Annotated in this window: 12 protein-coding genes; 3 read left to right on the top strand and 9 right to left on the bottom strand. The window is 64.8% G+C overall.

Going from position 1 to position 16684, the window contains the following annotated elements; genetic code table 11:
- Positions 1-28: 28 nt before the first annotated feature.
- The 6 genes from AC0J42_RS28790 to betI all read right to left on the bottom strand — a co-directional run bounded on the left by AC0J42_RS28790 (position 29) and on the right by betI (position 8324).
- Positions 29-1207 (bottom strand): BaiN/RdsA family NAD(P)/FAD-dependent oxidoreductase, encoded by a 1179-nt coding sequence (locus AC0J42_RS28790; RefSeq protein ID WP_473004742.1) that lies wholly within the window; start codon positions 1205-1207, stop codon positions 29-31.
- A gap of 141 nt (positions 1208-1348) precedes the next feature.
- Entirely contained in the window at positions 1349-2686 is a 1338-nt protein-coding gene (dbpA, locus tag AC0J42_RS28785; RefSeq protein ID WP_416427486.1) for an ATP-dependent RNA helicase DbpA, read from the bottom strand.
- Positions 2687-2791: 105 nt separating this feature from the next.
- Complete coding sequence (gene mdtD / locus AC0J42_RS28780) at positions 2792-4213, bottom strand: multidrug transporter subunit MdtD (RefSeq protein WP_473004740.1); 1422 nt, start codon at positions 4211-4213, stop codon at positions 2792-2794.
- A 145-nt stretch (positions 4214-4358) separates the two neighbouring features.
- Positions 4359-6053 carry a choline dehydrogenase gene (betA, locus tag AC0J42_RS28775; protein WP_416427279.1) on the bottom strand — a complete coding sequence of 565 codons (1695 nt, stop codon included), beginning with the start codon at positions 6051-6053 and terminating at the stop codon, positions 4359-4361.
- A gap of 151 nt (positions 6054-6204) precedes the next feature.
- Positions 6205-7677: a betaine-aldehyde dehydrogenase gene (gene betB, locus AC0J42_RS28770; protein ID WP_473004739.1), complete on the bottom strand. Its 1473-nt coding sequence runs from the start codon at positions 7675-7677 to the stop codon at positions 6205-6207.
- A gap of 53 nt (positions 7678-7730) precedes the next feature.
- Positions 7731-8324: a transcriptional regulator BetI gene (gene betI, locus AC0J42_RS28765; RefSeq protein WP_416427276.1), complete on the bottom strand. Its 594-nt coding sequence runs from the start codon at positions 8322-8324 to the stop codon at positions 7731-7733.
- A 334-nt stretch (positions 8325-8658) separates the two neighbouring features.
- Here betI and AC0J42_RS28760 point away from each other — a divergent pair, with 334 nt between their 5' ends.
- Positions 8659-10218 carry a BCCT family transporter gene (locus AC0J42_RS28760; protein WP_473006911.1) on the top strand — a complete coding sequence of 520 codons (1560 nt, stop codon included), beginning with the start codon at positions 8659-8661 and terminating at the stop codon, positions 10216-10218.
- Positions 10219-10286: 68 nt separating this feature from the next.
- Here the strand turns inward: AC0J42_RS28760 and choV are convergent, their stop codons facing one another.
- The 3 genes from choV to AC0J42_RS28745 all read right to left on the bottom strand — a co-directional run bounded on the left by choV (position 10287) and on the right by AC0J42_RS28745 (position 13324).
- Positions 10287-11465 (bottom strand): choline ABC transporter ATP-binding protein, encoded by a 1179-nt coding sequence (choV, locus tag AC0J42_RS28755; protein ID WP_416427274.1) that lies wholly within the window; start codon positions 11463-11465, stop codon positions 10287-10289.
- A complete protein-coding gene (gene choW / locus AC0J42_RS28750; RefSeq protein WP_416427273.1) occupies positions 11462-12307 on the bottom strand; it encodes a choline ABC transporter permease subunit in 846 nt (281 codons plus the stop codon). The genes choV and choW overlap by 4 nt, the downstream gene beginning before the upstream one ends.
- 69 nt (positions 12308-12376) lie before the next feature.
- Positions 12377-13324: a choline ABC transporter substrate-binding protein gene (locus AC0J42_RS28745; RefSeq protein ID WP_416427272.1), complete on the bottom strand. Its 948-nt coding sequence runs from the start codon at positions 13322-13324 to the stop codon at positions 12377-12379.
- A 446-nt stretch (positions 13325-13770) separates the two neighbouring features.
- On the opposite strand from AC0J42_RS28745, the gene AC0J42_RS28740 reads away from it, so the two are divergent.
- Together AC0J42_RS28740 and gbdR are read left to right on the top strand one after the other, a co-directional pair.
- Entirely contained in the window at positions 13771-15147 is a 1377-nt protein-coding gene (locus tag AC0J42_RS28740) for an L-serine ammonia-lyase (RefSeq protein ID WP_416427270.1), read from the top strand.
- 376 nt (positions 15148-15523) lie between these two features.
- Positions 15524-16627, top strand: a complete 1104-nt coding sequence (gene gbdR / locus AC0J42_RS28735) for a choline metabolism transcriptional regulator GbdR (RefSeq protein WP_416427269.1) — start codon at positions 15524-15526, stop codon at positions 16625-16627.
- The last annotated feature ends 57 nt before the right edge of the window (positions 16628-16684 follow it).

The raw sequence follows: 16684 nt of genomic DNA, 5'->3' as shown, positions 1-16684 counted from the left end.
TTTGTTCCGGGATACTGCCCGCGCCGTTTTAGACGAACTGCGCCGCGGCGTAGCCCGAGGCCCACGCCCACTGGAAGTTGAAACCGCCCAGGTGGCCGCTGACGTCCAGCACTTCACCGACGAAATACAGGCCCGGGCTTTTCAGCGACTCCATGGTCTTGGACGACACTTCGCGGGTGTCGACGCCGCCCAGGGTCACTTCGGCGGTGCGGTAGCCCTCGGTGCCGGCGGGGATGACCTGCCAGGCGCCGAGCTTCTGCGCCACGTCGCGCAGCTCGGCCGGGGTGTACTGCTTCATCGGCTTGGAGGCGAACCAGTGCTCGGCCAGCAGATTGGCCATCTTCTTGGTGAAGAGTTCGCCCAGCAGGGTCTTCAGCTCGCTGTTGGGGCGCTCGGCCTGCTGCTGTTGCAGCCAGTCCAGCGCATCGTGGTCGGGCAGCAGGTTGATCTCCACCGTGTCACCGGGGTGCCAGAACGAGGAAATCTGCAGGATCGCCGGGCCGCTGAGGCCGCGGTGGGTGAACAGGATGTTCTCGCGGAACGCCTGGTCGTTGCAGCTCACCAGGCAGTCCACCGAGGTGCCCGACAGCTCGGTGCACAGCTCCTTGAGCTGGTCGGTGATGGTGAACGGCACCAGGCCGGCACGGGTAGGCAGCACGTCGTGGCCGAACTGGCGGGCAATCTGGTAGCCGAAGCCGGTGGCGCCCAGGGTCGGAATCGACAGGCCGCCGGTGGCGATCACCAGCGACTGGCAGCCCACCTGGCCCATGCTGGTGCTCAGCAAGTAGCCGGTGGCGGTCTTCTCGATGTGTTGCACCGAGGTGTCCAGGCGCAGGTCGACGTTCACCTGGTTGCACTCTTCGAGGAGCATTTCCAGGATGTCGCTGGACTTGTTGTCGCAGAACAGCTGGCCCAGCTTCTTCTCGTGGTACGGCACGCCGTGCTTGGCCACCATGGCGATGAAGTCCCACTGGGTATAGCGGGCCAGGGCCGACTTGCAGAAGTGCGGGTTCTGCGAGAGGAAGTTGGCGGGTTCGGCGTACATGTTGGTGAAGTTGCAGCGCCCACCGCCGGACATCAGGATCTTCTTGCCGGCCTTGTTGGCGTGATCGATGAGCAGCACCTGGCGGCCGCGGGCGGCGGCGCTGAAGGCGCACATCAGGCCGGCGGCCCCTGCGCCAATGATCACAACGTCGGTAGAGCGCACAACATCATCCTCGAAATGGGGGGTGTCACAACACCGTAGCCGCTGCCGCCAGGCTGCGCTGGCCGGGGTGCCCGCTGGAGATTTTCAGCGGGGTAAAGGGCCAGCGCAGCCTGGCGGCAGCGGCTACGGAGATTCAGGTGATCAGAGAATACGCACGCGCAGCGAGCGGCCCTTGATCTTGCCGTTGTTCAGGCGCTGCAGGGCCTGCTTGGCGATGTCGCGGTCCACGGCCACGTAGGCCTGGAAGTCGAAGATCGCGATCTTGCCGACCTGGGTGCCCGGGATGCCGGCATCGCCGGTCAGGGCGCCGAGGATGTCGCCTGGGCGTACCTTGTCCTTGCGGCCGGCGGCGATGCACAGGGTGCTCATGGCCGGCAGCAGCGGGCCGCCGCCCTTGGCGACCAGGCTGTCCAGCGGCTGCCAGTTGAGCGGCGCCTTCTGCAGCTGCTCGATGGCCTGGGCGCGGTGGGCCTCGGCCGGGGCCACGAAGCTCACGGCCAGGCCGTTCTCGCCGGCACGGCCGGTGCGGCCCACGCGGTGAATGTGGATTTCCGAGTCACGCGCCAGTTCGACGTTGATCACCATGTCCAGGGCGTCGATGTCCAGGCCGCGGGCGGCCACGTCGGTGGCTACCAGCACCGAGGTGCTGCGGTTGGCGAACATCGCCAACACCTGGTCGCGGTCGCGCTGTTCCAGGTCGCCGTGCAGGGCCACGGCGCTGATGCCCTTGGCCACCAGGTGGTCGACCACTTCCTGGCACTGCTGCTTGGTGAAGCAGAACGCCACGCACGATTGCGGGCGGAAGTGCCCCAGGGCCTTGGTCACGGCGCCCAGGCGTTCTTCCGGGTTGATCTCGTAGAAACGCTGCTCGATCTGGCTGTCGGCGTGCAGCGACTCGGCCTTGACGGTCTGCGGGTCGCGCATGAACTTCGACGCCAGCTGCTTGATGCCCACCGGGTAGGTGGCCGAGAACAGCAGGGTCTGGCGACGCGCCGGGGTCTGCTCGATGATGTCTTCGATGGCGTCGTAGAAGCCCATGTCGAGCATGCGGTCGGCTTCGTCGAGTACCAGGGTGTTGAGGCCGTCGAGTACCAGCGAGCCCTTGCGCAGGTGCTGCTGGATGCGCCCCGGGGTGCCGACGATGATGTGCGCGCCGTGTTCCAGCGAGGCGATCTGCGGGCCGAACGACACGCCGCCGCACAGGGTCAGCACCTTGATGTTGTCTTCAGCGCGGGCCAGGCGGCGGATTTCCTTGGCCACCTGGTCGGCCAACTCGCGGGTCGGGCACATGATCAGCGCCTGGCAACCGAAGTAGCGCGGGTTGATCGGGTTCAGCAGGCCGATGCCGAAGGCCGCGGTCTTGCCGCTACCGGTCTTGGCCTGGGCGATCAGGTCCATGCCCTTGAGGATCACCGGCAAGCTTTGCGCCTGGATCGGCGTCATCTGCGCATACCCGAGGGATTCCAGGTTGGCCAGCATGGCGGCGGACAAAGGCAAAGTGTTAAAAGCGGTGGCAATGGTGGTCACGGGACTGGCCTGCAAAACAAAATGTCGCGCAGTGTACCAGCCCCATGGCCTTTGGCCCTAAGCCTCTATCTCCGGTTCCGGACGAACAGCGTTGCTGCTGTCCTTTTTGCCGTCCTTGTTCGACAGCTGCACGAATATCGCCGCCGCCAGCATGGCCATGATGCCGATGGTCAGGAAGGTCAGCTGGAACGCCTGCAGCACGTTGGTGCCGGCCTCGGTGCTGAAGCCGCCCAGCAGGGCCCCGGCGCAGGCCACGCCCAGGCTCAGGGACAGCTGCGCCACCACCGACAGCAGGCTGTTGCCGCTGCTGGCGCTGGCGTCGTCGAGGTCGATCAGGGTCACGGTGTTCATGGCGGTGAACTGCAGCGAGTTCACCGCGCCCATGATGCCCAGCTGCACCAGCAGCACCACGTAGGGCGTGTCCGGCGTCACCAGGCCCATGCTGGCCAGCATCAGGCCCAGGGCCAGGGTGTTGGCGGTGAGCACGATGCGATAGCCGAAGCGCTCGATCAGCGGCCGCGCCACCGACTTGGCCAGCATGGCCGAGGCCGCCAGCGGCAGCATGCTCATGCCCGCCTGCGCCGGCGAGTAGCCCAGCGCCACCTGCAGCAGCAACGGCACCAGGAACGGCAGGGCGCCGCTGCCCAGGCGGGCGAACAGGTTGCCCAGGATGCCTACGGCAAAGGTGCGCGTGCGGAACAGCGTGGGTGAGAACAGCGGCTCCGGGTCGTGGGCGGCGCGCACCCAATAGGCGGCCAGGCAGGCCATGCCGGCGAACAACAGCAGCATCACCCGCAGGTGCGGCAGGTGCAGCTCGCCCAGGCCTTCCATGGCGATGGTGATCAGCACCATGGCGGCGCCGAACATCAGGAAACCCAGGGTATCGAAGTGCGTGCGGCTGCTGCCGCGCAGGTCCGGGACGATGCTCCACACCGCCCAGCAGCCCAGCAGGCCCACGGGCAGGTTGATCAGGAAGATCCAGTGCCAGCTCAGGTACTCCACCATCCAGCCGCCCATGGTGGGGCCGATCAGCGGGCCCAGCAGGCCGGGAATGGTGACGAAACCGAGGATGCGCACCAGCTCCGAGCGCGGGTAGGCGCGCAGCACCACCAGCCGGCCCACCGGCAGCATCAAGGCGCCGCCCAGCCCCTGCAGCACGCGGGAGATGATCAGCACCGTGAGGCTGCCCGACAGCGCGCAGGCCAGCGAGCCGAGGCTGAACAGGGCGATGGCGCTGAAGAACACGCGCTTGGTGCCGAAACGGTCGGAGATCCAGCCCGAGGCCGGGATCAGCAGGGCCACGGTGAGCATGTAGGCGATGACCACCGACTGCATGCGCAGCGGGTCTTCGGCCAGGTCGCGGGCCATGGCGGGCAGGGCGGTGTTAAGGATGGTGCCGTCCAGGGACTGCATGAAGAAAGCGATGGCTACTACCCAGGGCAGCAGCTTGGCGGTGCGGGGGTCTAGAAGGGCCGGCATGACATCCCTTGCTTGTGTGGGGGAGTGCCTAGCTTAGGTGGGTGCGGTGATTTGTCGCAAGGGTTTGTCTGGCAACGTGGGAGCTGGCTTGCCAGCGAGCTTCTGAGGCCTCAAAAGCTCGCTGGCAAGCCAGCTCCCACAAGGATTACAGGCTGACGGCGCGCAGCGGAGCCTTGCGCACCGGCGCATCACCGGCCACGTAGTAGTCGGCAGTGCTGCGCGGAAGCGGCTGGCGGCCACGAATCTTGTCGGCGATTTTCTCGGCCATCATGATCGTCGGCGCGTTGAGGTTGCCGGTGGTGATGATCGGCATGATCGAGGCGTCCACCACGCGCAGGCTTTGCAGGCCATGCACGCGGCCCTGGCCATCGACCACGGCCATCTCGTCGGTGCCCATCTTGCACGAGCAGGACGGGTGGAACGCAGTCTCGGCGTGCTCGCGGACGAACTTGTCCAGCTGCTCGTCGGTCTGCACCTCGATGCCCGGGCTGATCTCGCGGCCACGGAACTCGTCCAGGGCGGGCTGCTGCATGATCTCGCGGGTCAGGCGGATGCCGTCGCGGAACTCCTGCCAGTCCTGCTCGGTGGCCATGTAATTGAACAGGATGCTCGGGTATTCGCGCGGGTTCTTCGACTTCAGTTGCACGCGGCCACGGCTCGGCGAGCGCATAGAGCCCACGTGGGCCTGGAAGCCGTGCTCTTTCACACCGTTGCTGCCGTTGTAGTTAATCGCCACCGGCAGGAAGTGGTACTGGATGTTCGGCCATTCGAACTCCGGGCGCGAACGGATGAAGCCGCCGGCCTCGAACTGGTTGCTGGCGCCGATGCCGGTGCCGTTGAACATCCACTCGGCGCCGATGGCCGGCTGGTTCCACCACAGCAGCGACGGGTACAGCGACACCGGCTTGGTGCAGGCGTACTGCAGGTACATTTCCAGGTGGTCCTGCAGGTTCTGGCCGACGCCAGGCAGGTCGTGCACCACCGGGATGTCCAGACTCTTGAGCAGGTCTTTCGGGCCCACGCCGGAACGCTGGAGGATCTGCGGCGAGGCGATGGCGCCGCTGCACAGCAGCACTTCCTTGCGGGCACGGGCTTCTACCGGAGTGTTGCTCTCACCCACCAGGTAGGCCACGCCCACGGCGCGCTTGCCGTCGAACAGGATGCGGTCGGTCAGCGCGTGGGTGACGATGGTCAGGGTGTCGCGCTGCTTGGCGGTGTCCAGGTAGCCACGGGCGGTGCTGGCGCGACGGCCCTTGGGCGTCACGGTGCGGTCCATGGGGCCGAAGCCTTCCTGCTGGTAACCGTTGAGGTCGTCGGTGCGCGGGTAGCCGGCCTGCACGCCGGCCTCGACCATGGCGTGGAACAGCGGGTTGTTGCCGGCCTTGGGCGTGGTGACGCTGACCGGGCCTTCGCCGCCGTGGTAGTCGTTGGGGCCGATGTCACGGGTTTCGGCCTTGCGGAAGTACGGCAGGCAGTCCAGGTAGGTCCAGTCTTCCAGGCCCGGCAGCTTGGCCCAGCCGTCGTAGTCCATGGCGTTGCCGCGGATGTAGCACATGCCGTTGATCAGCGACGAGCCACCCAGGCCCTTGCCGCGGCCGCATTCCATGCGGCGGTTGTTCATGTGCGGCTCGGGGTCGGTCTCGTAGGCCCAGTTGTAGCGGCGGCCCTGCAGCGGGAAGGCCAGGGCGGCAGGCATCTGGGTGCGGAAGTCGGCACGGTAGTCAGGGCCGCCGGCTTCCAGCAGCAGGACAGTGACGCCTTTGTCTTCGGTCAGGCGGGTGGCCAGGGTGTTACCGGCCGAGCCGGCACCGATGATGATGTAATCGAATTCTTTGGACATTTCTGCTCCCTCGTGTGAGTGGGGGGAAATCCCCGTAGCAGCTGCCGCAGGCTGCGTCGCGGCCCGCAGGGGCGCCAGATTGGCGCCGCACCTGGGGGCTGCCTTGCAGCCCGACGCAGCCTTCGGCAGCTGCTACGGGTGGCGGGCGGCTTTAGAAGACCGAGGCGTACTCGCCCAGCTCGACCTGGATCGATTTGATCCGGGTGTACTGGTTCAGCGAGCTGATGCCGTTCTCGCGGCCCACGCCCGATTGCTTGTAGCCGCCCACTGGCATCTTGGCGTCGGATTCGCCCCAGGCGTTGATCCAGCAGATACCGGCTTCCAGCTGATGAATCACGCGGTGCGCGCGGGTCAGGTTCTGGGTGACGATACCGGCGGCCAGGCCGAAGTCGGTGTCGTTGGCACGGCGGATCACTTCTTCCTCGCTGTCGTAGCCGAGGATGGCCATCACCGGCCCGAAGATCTCTTCACGGACGATGGTCATGTCGTCGCGGCAGTCGGTGAACACGGTCGGGGCCACGTAGGCGCCCTGGGCGAACTCGCCCTCGGTCAGGCGCTGGCCGCCGCACAGCACGCGGGCGCCTTCTTCCTTGCCCTTGGCGATGTAGCCCAGCACGCTTTCCATGTGGGCGAAGCTCACCAGCGGGCCGAAGTTGGTGTTTTCGTTCTCCGGGTTGCCAATACGGATGCGCTGCACGCGCTCGACGATCTTGGCTTCGAAGGCCGCCTTCAGGGCGTTGGGCACGAACACGCGGGTGCCGTTGGTGCACACCTGGCCCGAGCTGTAGAAGTTGGCCATCATGGCGATGTCGGCGGCGCGGTCCAGGTCGGCGTCGTCGAAGATGATCAGCGGGCTCTTGCCACCCAGTTCCATGGTCACTTCCTTCAGCGAGCTGCTGGAGGCGCTGGCCATGACCTTCTTGCCGGTGTCGGTGCCGCCGGTGAAGGAGATTTTCTCGATGCGCGGGTGCTCGGTCAGCCAGCTGCCCACTTCGCGGCCGCTGCCGGTCAGCACGTTGAACACGCCTGCTGGCAGGCCGGCCTCGGTGTAGATCTCGGCCAGTTTCAGGGTGGTCAGCGAGGTGACTTCGCTAGGCTTGAAGATCATCGCGTTGCCGGCGGCCAGGGCCGGGGCCGATTTCCACAGGGCGATCTGGATCGGGTAGTTCCAGGCGCCGATGCCCACGGTCACGCCCAGCGGCTCGCGGCGGGTGTAGACGAACGAGGTGTCGCGCAGCGGGATCTGCTCGCCTTCGATGGCCGGCACCAGGCCTGCGTAGTATTCCAGCACGTCGGCACCGGTGACGATGTCCACGTAGCGGGTTTCCGAGTAGGCCTTGCCGGTGTCCAGGGTTTCCAGGGCCGCCAGCTCGTCGTTGCGCTCGCGCAGGATGTCCACGGCGCGGCGCAGGATGCGCGAACGCTCCATGGCGGTCATGGCGGCCCAGACTTTCTGGCCCTTTTCGGCGCTGACCACGGCGCGCTCCACGTCGGCCTCGGTCGCCCGTTGCACTTGGGCAATGACTTCGCCGTTGGCCGGGTTGATGGCGTCGAAGGTGGCGTCGCTGGAAGCGTCCACGTAACCGCCGTCAATGTAGAGTTTTTGCAGTTCGAAACGGGCCATAGTGTCCTCGCAAGTGCTTGTCTGGGAGCTGGGCAGATGCGAGCGGCTTGCCGCTAGTTCATCTGCTTCGCCAGTTGCTGATCCATGTATTCGTAGGCGATCTGCACCGCCTGGTCAGTGTCAAAGGCGTCGCCCGAGAGCGCGCCGCGCAACCACAGCCCGTCGATCAGCGCCGCCAGCCCGCGGGCGGCGGTGCGTGCCTGTTCCTGCGGCAAGACGCGGCGGAACTGGCAGCACAGGTTGGAATACAGGCGGTGGTCGTTGATCCGCTGCAACCGGTGCAAAGACGGCTGGTGCATGCTGGCGGCCCAGAAGGCCAGCCAGGTTTTCATCGCCGGGCCGTTGACCTGGCTGGCGTCGAAGTTGCCTTCGATGATCACCTGCAGGTGGGTGCGGGGGCTTTCGTCCCCCAGTGCCTGGCGCCGGGCCCGGACGTTTTCGATCAGGGCGTTCATCAGGTAGCGCATGGTCGCCGCGATCAGGCCGTTCTTGTCCTGAAAGTAGTGACTGATGATTCCGTTCGACACCCCTGCCAAGCGGGCGATCAGCGCAATGCTGGCATCTGCCATCCCGACCTGGTCGACCGCAAGCAAAGTGGCTTCGATCAACTGCTGGCGGCGTATGGGCTGCATACCGACCTTGGGCATTGAAAACTTCTCCTTTGGCCTTGCGACGGACAGCAAGCCGCCCGTCTCGGCGAAGACCAGTCTATTTTTTTTTGATTGAACGTTCAATCAACAAAGAATAAGCTCTGCGACAATTTGTGCCATTGACATGCTTTGCGGGCGTCCTGGTGGCACAAATGGCACTCCGAAAAAAATCGAGGTGCTTTATATCACTCCTTGGCGTGTGGGCATTGGTCCATTCGCCAAAGGAATGAGTCCTTGTGTGTCCTTCTCTCGCACTGCCTGGAGCATCTGTGCCATGAGTTCTGCCTCCTTGATCAAGAACCCCACCGAAAGGGTTCGGCTCAACCCCGTCGTGTTCTACGCATCGACGATTCTGATATTGCTGCTGACCGCTGTGCTCATCGCCGCACCCCAGCAGGCCGGGCATTTGCTGGGCGTGGCCCAGGACTGGCTGTCGAAAAGTTTCGGCTGGTACTACATGCTGGTGATCGGCGCCTACCTGGTGTTCGTGGTGGCGCTGGCGTTCACCTCGTTCGGCAAACTCAAGCTGGGGACCAAGGACGACACCCCCGATTTCAGCTACGGCGCGTGGGCCGGCATGCTGTTCTCCTCGGGCATCGGTATTTCGCTGCTGTACTTCGGCGCTTCCGAGCCGCTGGACCACTTCTTCAACCCGCCCGAGGGCGTTTCGGCCAGCCATGAAGCCGCTCGTCAGTCCATTCAGCTGACGTTCCTGCACTGGGGCCTGCACGGCTGGGCGATCTATGCGCTGGTGGGTCTGGCGGTGGCGTATTTCGCCTACCGGCACAACCAGCCGCTGGCGCTGCGTTCGGCGCTGTACCCACTGGTGGGCCAGCGCTGGGTCAAGGGCCTGGCGGGCGATGCGGTGGACGGTTTCGGCATGTTCGTGACCCTGCTGGGGCTGGTGACCAACCTGGGCATTGGCGCCATGCAGGTGTCGTCGGGGCTGGAGCACCTGTTCGGCATGCAGCACAGCAACACCAACCTGCTGATCGTGATTCTGGTGATGAGCACGGTGGCCACCATCGCCGCGGTGTCGGGCGTGGAGAACGGCATTCGCCGGCTGTCCAACCTCAACATCGTGCTGTTCAGCGGCCTGCTGATTTTCGTGCTGCTGGCCGGCAACACGCTGCACCTGCTCAACGGCTTCATCCAGAACATCGGCGACTACCTGAACGGCGTGGTGCTGAAGACCTTCGACCTGTACGTGTACACCGGCGACACCGCCAAGTCCGAGCGCTGGCTGGGCCTGTGGACCCTGTTCTACTGGGCGTGGTGGATTTCCTGGGCGCCATTCGTGGGCATGTTCATCGCGCGTATTTCCCGTGGCCGCACGGTGCGTGAACTGGTGTTTGGCGTGCTGCTGATTCCGTTGGGCTTCACCCTGGCGTGGCTGTCGGTGTTCGGCAATACCGCACTGGACCTGGTGATGAACCAGCATGCGGTGGAGTTGGGCAAGACGGCGCTGGAACAGCCTTCGATGGCCATGTACCAGTTGCTGGACCACTACCCGGCGTCGAAGATTGTCATCGGCGTGGCTATTTTCGTCGGCTTCGTACTGTTCCTCACCCCGGCCGACTCCGGCGCGGTGATGATGGCCAACCTGTCGTGCAAAGGCGGCGACGTGGATGAAGATGCCCCTCACTGGTTGCGTATCCTCTGGTCGGCGATCATCACGCTAGTGACCATCGGCCTGCTGTTCGCAGGCAACTTCGAAGCCATGCAGACCATGGTGGTGCTGGCAGGCCTGCCGTTCTCGGTGGTGCTGGTGCTGTTCATGTTTGGCCTGGTGAAGGCCATGAAGCAGGACGCGAAAGAAGAAGAGGACCGCCTGGAACAGATGCAGGCGGAGTTGCTGGCGTTGGGTGGGCGGGAGTTTATTCGCCGTTGATGGGGGACGCGGCCTGCGGCCGCTGCTACGGAGATATGTGTAGCAGCGGCCGCAAGGCCGCGTCAGGTTCACCCCAGGTTCTTGCCCAGCAGCGCGTGGTACAGCTCGCTGTCACCCAGGATACCCACCACCCGGTTGTTGTCGTGCAACACCAGCTTGTTGCCGGTGTGGTAGCGAATCTGCAGCGCGTCGCGCATGCCGATGTCGGCGCCCACCAGCGTCGGCTGGCGCCCCAGGCCGTCCACGGCCTGCCCCGGCACCCAGTTCTGCAGGTCCAGCACGCCGGCGCCCTGGCGCGCACCCTTGATGGTGTTGCCTTCGGCCAGGTCCAGCCAAGAGTCGCCACCCGGGTCCAGGCACACCGAGCCGTTGATGCGCTTGCAGTTGTCCAGCGTGCGCATCAGGCTGCGGCCGCACAGCACGTTCAGCGGGTTGGTGTGGGCAACGAAGGTACGCACGTAGTCATCGGCAGGGTTGAGCACGATCTCTTCGGGCTTGCTGTACTGGATGATCTTGCCGTCTTTCATGATGGCGATGCGGCTACCCAGCTTCAGCGCCTCGTCCAGGTCGTGGCTGACGAACACAATGGTCTTGCTGAGCTTGTTCTGCAGGGCCAGCAGTTCGTCCTGCAGGCCTTGGCGAATCAGCGGGTCGAGGGCCGAGAAGGGTTCGTCCATCAGCAGGATGTCGGCGTCCATGGCCAGGGCGCGGGCCAGGCCCACCCGCTGCTGCATGCCGCCGGACAGCTCGTCGGGCTTCTTGTTGCGCCATTGGGTCAGGCCCACCAGTTCCAGCTTCTCGTCCACCAGCTGGCGGCGTTCCTTCTCCGGACGGCCCTGCATTTCCAGGCCGAAGCTGATGTTCTCGCGCACCGTCAGCCAGGGCATCAGGGCGAACTTCTGGAACACCATGGCGATGCGCTTGGTGCGCATCAGCTTGAGTTCGGCCGGGGTGCAGTTGGCGATGTCGATCTGCGCACCTTCGTGCTCGATGAACAGGTTGCCGCGGCTTACCGTGTTGAGGCCGTTGATGCAGCGCAGCAGGCTGGACTTGCCCGAGCCCGACAGGCCCATCAGCACGCAGATCTCGCCCTTGTTGATGTCCAGGCTGGCCTTTTCCACGCCTACCACCTGGCCGGTCTTCTTCAGGATCTGGTCCCGCGACAGGCCTTGGTCCAGCAGGCTGAGGGCCTCCCGCGGTTTATTGGAGAAGACCACGTCTACCTTGTCGAAGCGGATTATGCTCATGCGTCACCCCCTACCTTTGGCTCGGGTTGTTTGCAGATACGGTCGAGCATGATCGCCAGCAGCACGATGGCCAGGCCTGCTTCGAAGCCCAGGGCGATATCGGCGGTGTTCAGTGCGTTGACCACGGGTTTGCCCAGGCCGTCGGCGCCCACCAGGGCGGCGATGACCACCATCGACAGCGACAGCATGATGCATTGGGTAATGCCGGCGGCGATGCTGGGCATGGCGTGCGGCAGTTCGATGCGCGACAGCAGCTGGCTGCGCGAGCACCCGAAGGCCTTGCCGGCGTCCAGCAGCTCGTGGGGCACGTCGCGGATGCCCAGGTACGTCAGGCGGATGGGCGCGGCAATGGCGAACACCACCGTGGAAATCAGCCCCGGCACCACGCCCAGGCCGAACAGAGTGAGGGTTGGGATCAGGTACACGAAGGTCGGTACGGTCTGCATCAGGTCGAGCACGGGGCGCATCATGGTGTAGAACATTGGCTTGTGCGCCGCGACGATACCCAGCGGCACGCCCACGGCCACGCACACCAGGGTGGCGAACAGCACCTGGGCCAGGGTTTCCATGGTTTCCTGCCAGTAGCCAAGGTTCAGGATCAGCAGGAACGACAGCACCACGAAGGCGGTCAGCCCCCATTTTCGCTGGATGAAGTGCGCCAGCGCGGCTATCAGGAAGATCAGGGCGAATGGGTTGAACCAGGTCAGGCAGAACGTCAGGCCGTGGATCATCGCTTCGAGGGAGGAGGAGATGGCGTCGAAGGTGCTGGCGCCGTGTCGCGTCAGCCAGTCGACGAAGCTGGCGATGTATTGGCCCAGCGGGATTTTATGATCTGTCAGCATGGTAGTGAACGTCCGCATGCAAGTTGAAAGAACGACTTGCGGCGGGCGCACCCGCCGCAAGGTCTGCGGTTACTGCGTCAGCTTGGCTTTTGCGGCTTCCAGGCCTGGTTTGCCATCCACGGTGGTCACGCCCGCCAGCCAGGTGTCGAGCACCTGGGGGTTTTTCTTCAGCCACGCCTTGGCGGCGGCGTCAGGCTTCATCTTGTCGTCGAGGATATTGCCCATCAGCGAGCTTTCCATCGGCAGGGTGAAGGCCAGGTTCTTCAACAGCTGGCCGACGTTGCTGCATTCCTGGGTGTAGCCCTTGCGCACGTTGGTATAGATGGTGGCCTGGCCGAAGTTGGGGCCAAAGTAGTCGTCACCGCCGGTCAGGTACTTGATCTTGAAGCGGGTATTCATCGGGTGCGGTTCCCAACCCAGGAACACCACGTCGGTGCCGCGGCGGTTAGCGCGGTCCACCTGGCTGAGCATGCCGGCCTCGCTCGACTCCACTACCTTGAAGCCGGCGTCCTTCAGGCCGAAGGCGTTCTTGTCGATCATGCTCTGGATCAGGCGGTTGCCGTCGTTGCCCGGTTCGATGCCGTAGATCTTGCCGTCGAGCTCCTTCTTGAATTTGACGATGTCGCTGAAGTCATGAAGGCCCTTGTCGTAGAGCGCCTGGGGCACGGCCAGAGTGTACTTGGCGTTTTCCAGGTTGGCGCGCACGGTCTCCACGGTGCCGGCATCACGGTACGGCTTGATGTCGTTCTCCATGGTCGGCATCCAGTTGCCGAGGAATACGTCCATGTTCTTGCCGTCGGCCAGGGACTTGTAGGTCACGGGCACGGAAATCATGGTGGTGTTGGTCTTGTAGCCCAGCGACTGCAGCACGGCGCTGGTGACGGCGGTGGTGACGGTGATGTCGGTCCAGCCGACGTCGGAGAAATTGACGGTGTCGCATTGGGCCGGTTCTGCGGCGTGGGCCAGCATCGGCAGACTCAACATGGCGGCCAACAACAACGATGGTGAACCTTTCATGGGGTTGCGCTCCTGGATGTTTTTTCTCGGGCGGCCTGCTCAGGCTGACCCGCTTTCTGGTCGCGGTTGGGTGGCGGGCGGTGCGCCGCTGGGACAGCGCTAACCGGGTGCCTTGCAATCGAGTCGAGATTGATCATGGACCAGTGAAAATCCCGCGCCTACAGGGGGGGTCGTAACCAGTACATAGGGAGTCGCTTCCAGTGCCGGTGACGTCGCTTACAGATTTTCCGCACCCTGCAAGCGTGATTCTGGACCAGCGGCATGGCTGAAAACGCCTTCCTGGGGGCGCAGGCGTTGCTGGGCATGAGCGGGTCGGTTGCAGACGTCGCGCCCTGCGCCGCAAAGCCGATGATGAAGGCAATCCGGCGCACGCGGCTCAAGCGTAGCAGTTGCGCCAGCGGCCGCCCGTGGCGGCCCGGTCTGCCCAAATCAGGAGGTGCGCGGCAATGGCAATCAGTGTGTTTGACCTGTTCAAGATCGGCATCGGGCCGTCCAGCTCCCACACGGTGGGGCCCATGCGCGCCGCCGCGCTGTTCGTGCAGGGCTTGCGCGAACGCGGCGAGCTGCAACAGGTGCAACGGGTGGAAGTGCGCCTGTACGGCTCGCTGTCGGCCACCGGCGTCGGCCATGGCAGCGACAACGCCGTGATCATGGGCCTGATGGGCGAATGGCCGGACGCGGTGGACCCCACTACCATCAGCCTGCACATCGCCACCCTGCGTGAAACCGACACCCTGCAATTGGGCAACGAGCGGCCGATCCCGTTCGTGTGGCAGCGCGACATGCTGCTGCTCGACGAGAACCTGCCGTACCACCCCAACGCCATGACCCTGATCGCCGAAGGCGCCTTGGGAGAGCTGCACCGCGACACCTACTATTCAGTGGGCGGCGGCTTCGTGGTGGACTCGGCCCAGGCTGCGAGCGGCGTGCTCGACGCCGACAACACCGTGCTGCCCTACGACTTCGACACGGCGGTGGAACTGCTGGAGTTGTGCGAGCAAAACGACCTGCGTGTGTCGCAATTGATGATGGCCAACGAGAAGACCTGGCGCAGCGAGGAGGAGATCCGCGCGGGCCTGATGAAGCTCTGGCGGGCCATGCAGGACTGCGTGGAACACGGCCTCAAGCACGAAGGCATCCTGCCCGGTGGCCTCAACGTGCGCCGCCGCGCCGCGCGCCTGCATCGCAGTCTGCAAGAGTTGAACAAGCCCAACGTCATCGGCTCCACGCTCAGTGCGATGGAATGGGTCAACCTGTTCGCCCTGGCCGTGAACGAGGAAAACGCCGCCGGCGGGCGCATGGTGACGGCGCCGACCAACGGCGCGGCCGGCATCATCCCGGCGGTGCTGCACTACTACATGAAGTTCAGCGACGAGGTCAGCGAGGCCAACGTCGTCGATTACCTGCTGGCGGCCGCCGCCATCGGTATCCTGTGCAAGAAGAACGCCTCTATTTCCGGCGCCGAGGTGGGCTGCCAGGGCGAGGTGGGCTCGGCCTGCGCCATGGCGGCGGCAGGCCTGGCGGAGATCCTCGGCGCCACCCCGGCGCAGCTGGAAAACGCCGCCGAGATCGGCCTGGAACACAACCTGGGCCTGACCTGTGACCCGGTGGGTGGCCTGGTGCAGGTGCCGTGCATCGAGCGCAACGCCATCGCTGCGGTGAAGGCCATCAATGCCGCGCAAATGGCCCTGCGCGGCGACGGCCAGCACTTCATCTCCCTGGACCGGGTGATCCGCACCATGCGCGACACCGGCGCCGACATGCACGACAAGTACAAGGAGACTTCGCGCGGCGGCCTGGCGGTCAGCGCCATAGAATGCTGAGCCTGCGCCGTTTTCGTTCACGGCGCGGCGGCCTCGCAACCTTTTGGCGCGTTTAGCGCCTACCGTTCACTGCGCCGGCGTACTTCCCCTGGAGGGCGCCGGCCCGTGCTTGGGGTGACACTCGTTTCCCACCTTCCACCCGTCGCTTCACACAAGTGCTACCGAAGTGCTCACAGCCCTTGAGGGCTGCCGAGGATGGCACCTTGCCAGCTGCGACGTCTGGCCGCAGAGCGACGTCGTTTTCAGGATTTATTGAATAGCCATTCAACTTTAGGCATGGCATTTGCGTTGTCATCGCAAAGCCCTCCAGCAAGCAGGGCCATAACAAGAGCCTCCGCCTGAGGCCATCACCCGCTTTGAGTGAGGAGATACCGCGATGACGTCGTTCAACTCCGGGGCCCAACCCCAGACCCGTACGCCTCAATCCATCGGCTTTCTGCTGCTGGATAATTTCACGCTGATTTCCCTGGCCTCTGCAGTAGAACCCCTACGCATGGCCAACCAGTTGTCCGGCCGCGAGCTGTATCGCTGGACCACCCTGAGCGTGGACGGCGGCCAGGTCTGGGCCAGCGACGGCCTGCAGATCACCCCGGATGCGGCAATGCACAAGGCTCCGGCCATGGATACCGTGATTGTCTGTGGCGGCATCGGCATTCAACGCACCGTGACCCGCGAGCACGTGACCTGGCTGCAGAGCCAGGCGCGCCAGTCCAAGCGCCTGGGCGCGGTGTGCACCGGCAGCTGGGCCCTGGCCTGCGCCGGCCTGCTCGACGGCTTCGACTGCAGCGTGCACTGGGAGTGCCTGGCGTCGATGCAGGAAGCCTTCCCGCGGGTGGCCATGAGCACCCGCCTGTTCACCCTCGACCGCAACCGCTTCACCAGCTCCGGCGGCACCGCGCCGCTGGACATGATGCTGCACCTGATCAGCCGCGACCACGGCCGCGAGCTGTCGGCGGCCATCTCGGAAATGTTCGTCTACGAGCGCATCCGCAACGAGCAGGATCACCAGCGCGTGCCGCTCAAGCACATGCTGGGCACCAACCAGCCGAAGCTGCAGGAAATCGTCGCGCTGATGGAAGCCAACCTGGAAGAGCCGATCGACCTGGATGAGCTGGCGGTGTATGTGTCGGTGTCGCGCCGACAGCTGGAGCGGCTGTTCCAGAAGTACCTGCACTGCTCGCCGTCGCGCTATTACCTCAAGCTGCGGTTGATTCGCGCGCGGCAGCTGCTCAAGCAGACGCCGATGTCGATCATCGAAGTGGCGTCGGTGTGCGGCTTCGTGTCTACGCCGCACTTCTCCAAGTGCTACCGCGAATACTTCGGCATTCCGCCGCGCGACGAGCGCGTGGGCTCCAACACCGCCCAGCAGGTGGCGATGATGCCGATCCCGCAGGCCATGGTGCTGGCGCCATTGTCGGGGCCGATGTCGGCGTTGAGCCAGGCGCGCAACGAATCGACGTTTGCCAGCGTGCGGATTTAGGGCCTCGGACGCGGCCTTTGGCCGCTGCTACGGACCTGTAGCAGCGGCCGAAGGCCG

Source organism: Pseudomonas sp. Tav-5-1A (assembly GCF_055755055.1).
Note: the sequence above shows the minus strand (reverse complement) of the source record. Positions and strands in the feature narration are given on the sequence as shown.

Excerpts from the sequence above, each read along its gene's own strand:
- dbpA (WP_416427486.1), bottom strand. The coding sequence starts at position 2,686 with ATGCTGGCCAACCTGGAATCCCTCGGGTATGCGCAGATGACGCCGATC.
- mdtD (WP_473004740.1), bottom strand. The coding sequence starts at position 4,213 with ATGCCGGCCCTTCTAGACCCCCGCACCGCCAAGCTGCTGCCCTGGGTA.
- betA (WP_416427279.1), bottom strand. The coding sequence starts at position 6,053 with ATGTCCAAAGAATTCGATTACATCATCATCGGTGCCGGCTCGGCCGGT.
- betB (WP_473004739.1), bottom strand. The coding sequence starts at position 7,677 with ATGGCCCGTTTCGAACTGCAAAAACTCTACATTGACGGCGGTTACGTG.
- betI (WP_416427276.1), bottom strand. The coding sequence starts at position 8,324 with ATGCCCAAGGTCGGTATGCAGCCCATACGCCGCCAGCAGTTGATCGAA.
- choV (WP_416427274.1), bottom strand. The coding sequence starts at position 11,465 with ATGAGCATAATCCGCTTCGACAAGGTAGACGTGGTCTTCTCCAATAAA.
- choW (WP_416427273.1), bottom strand. The coding sequence starts at position 12,307 with ATGCTGACAGATCATAAAATCCCGCTGGGCCAATACATCGCCAGCTTC.
- AC0J42_RS28745 (WP_416427272.1), bottom strand. The coding sequence starts at position 13,324 with ATGAAAGGTTCACCATCGTTGTTGTTGGCCGCCATGTTGAGTCTGCCG.
- AC0J42_RS28740 (WP_416427270.1), top strand. The coding sequence starts at position 13,771 with ATGGCAATCAGTGTGTTTGACCTGTTCAAGATCGGCATCGGGCCGTCC.
- gbdR (WP_416427269.1), top strand. The coding sequence starts at position 15,524 with ATGACGTCGTTCAACTCCGGGGCCCAACCCCAGACCCGTACGCCTCAA.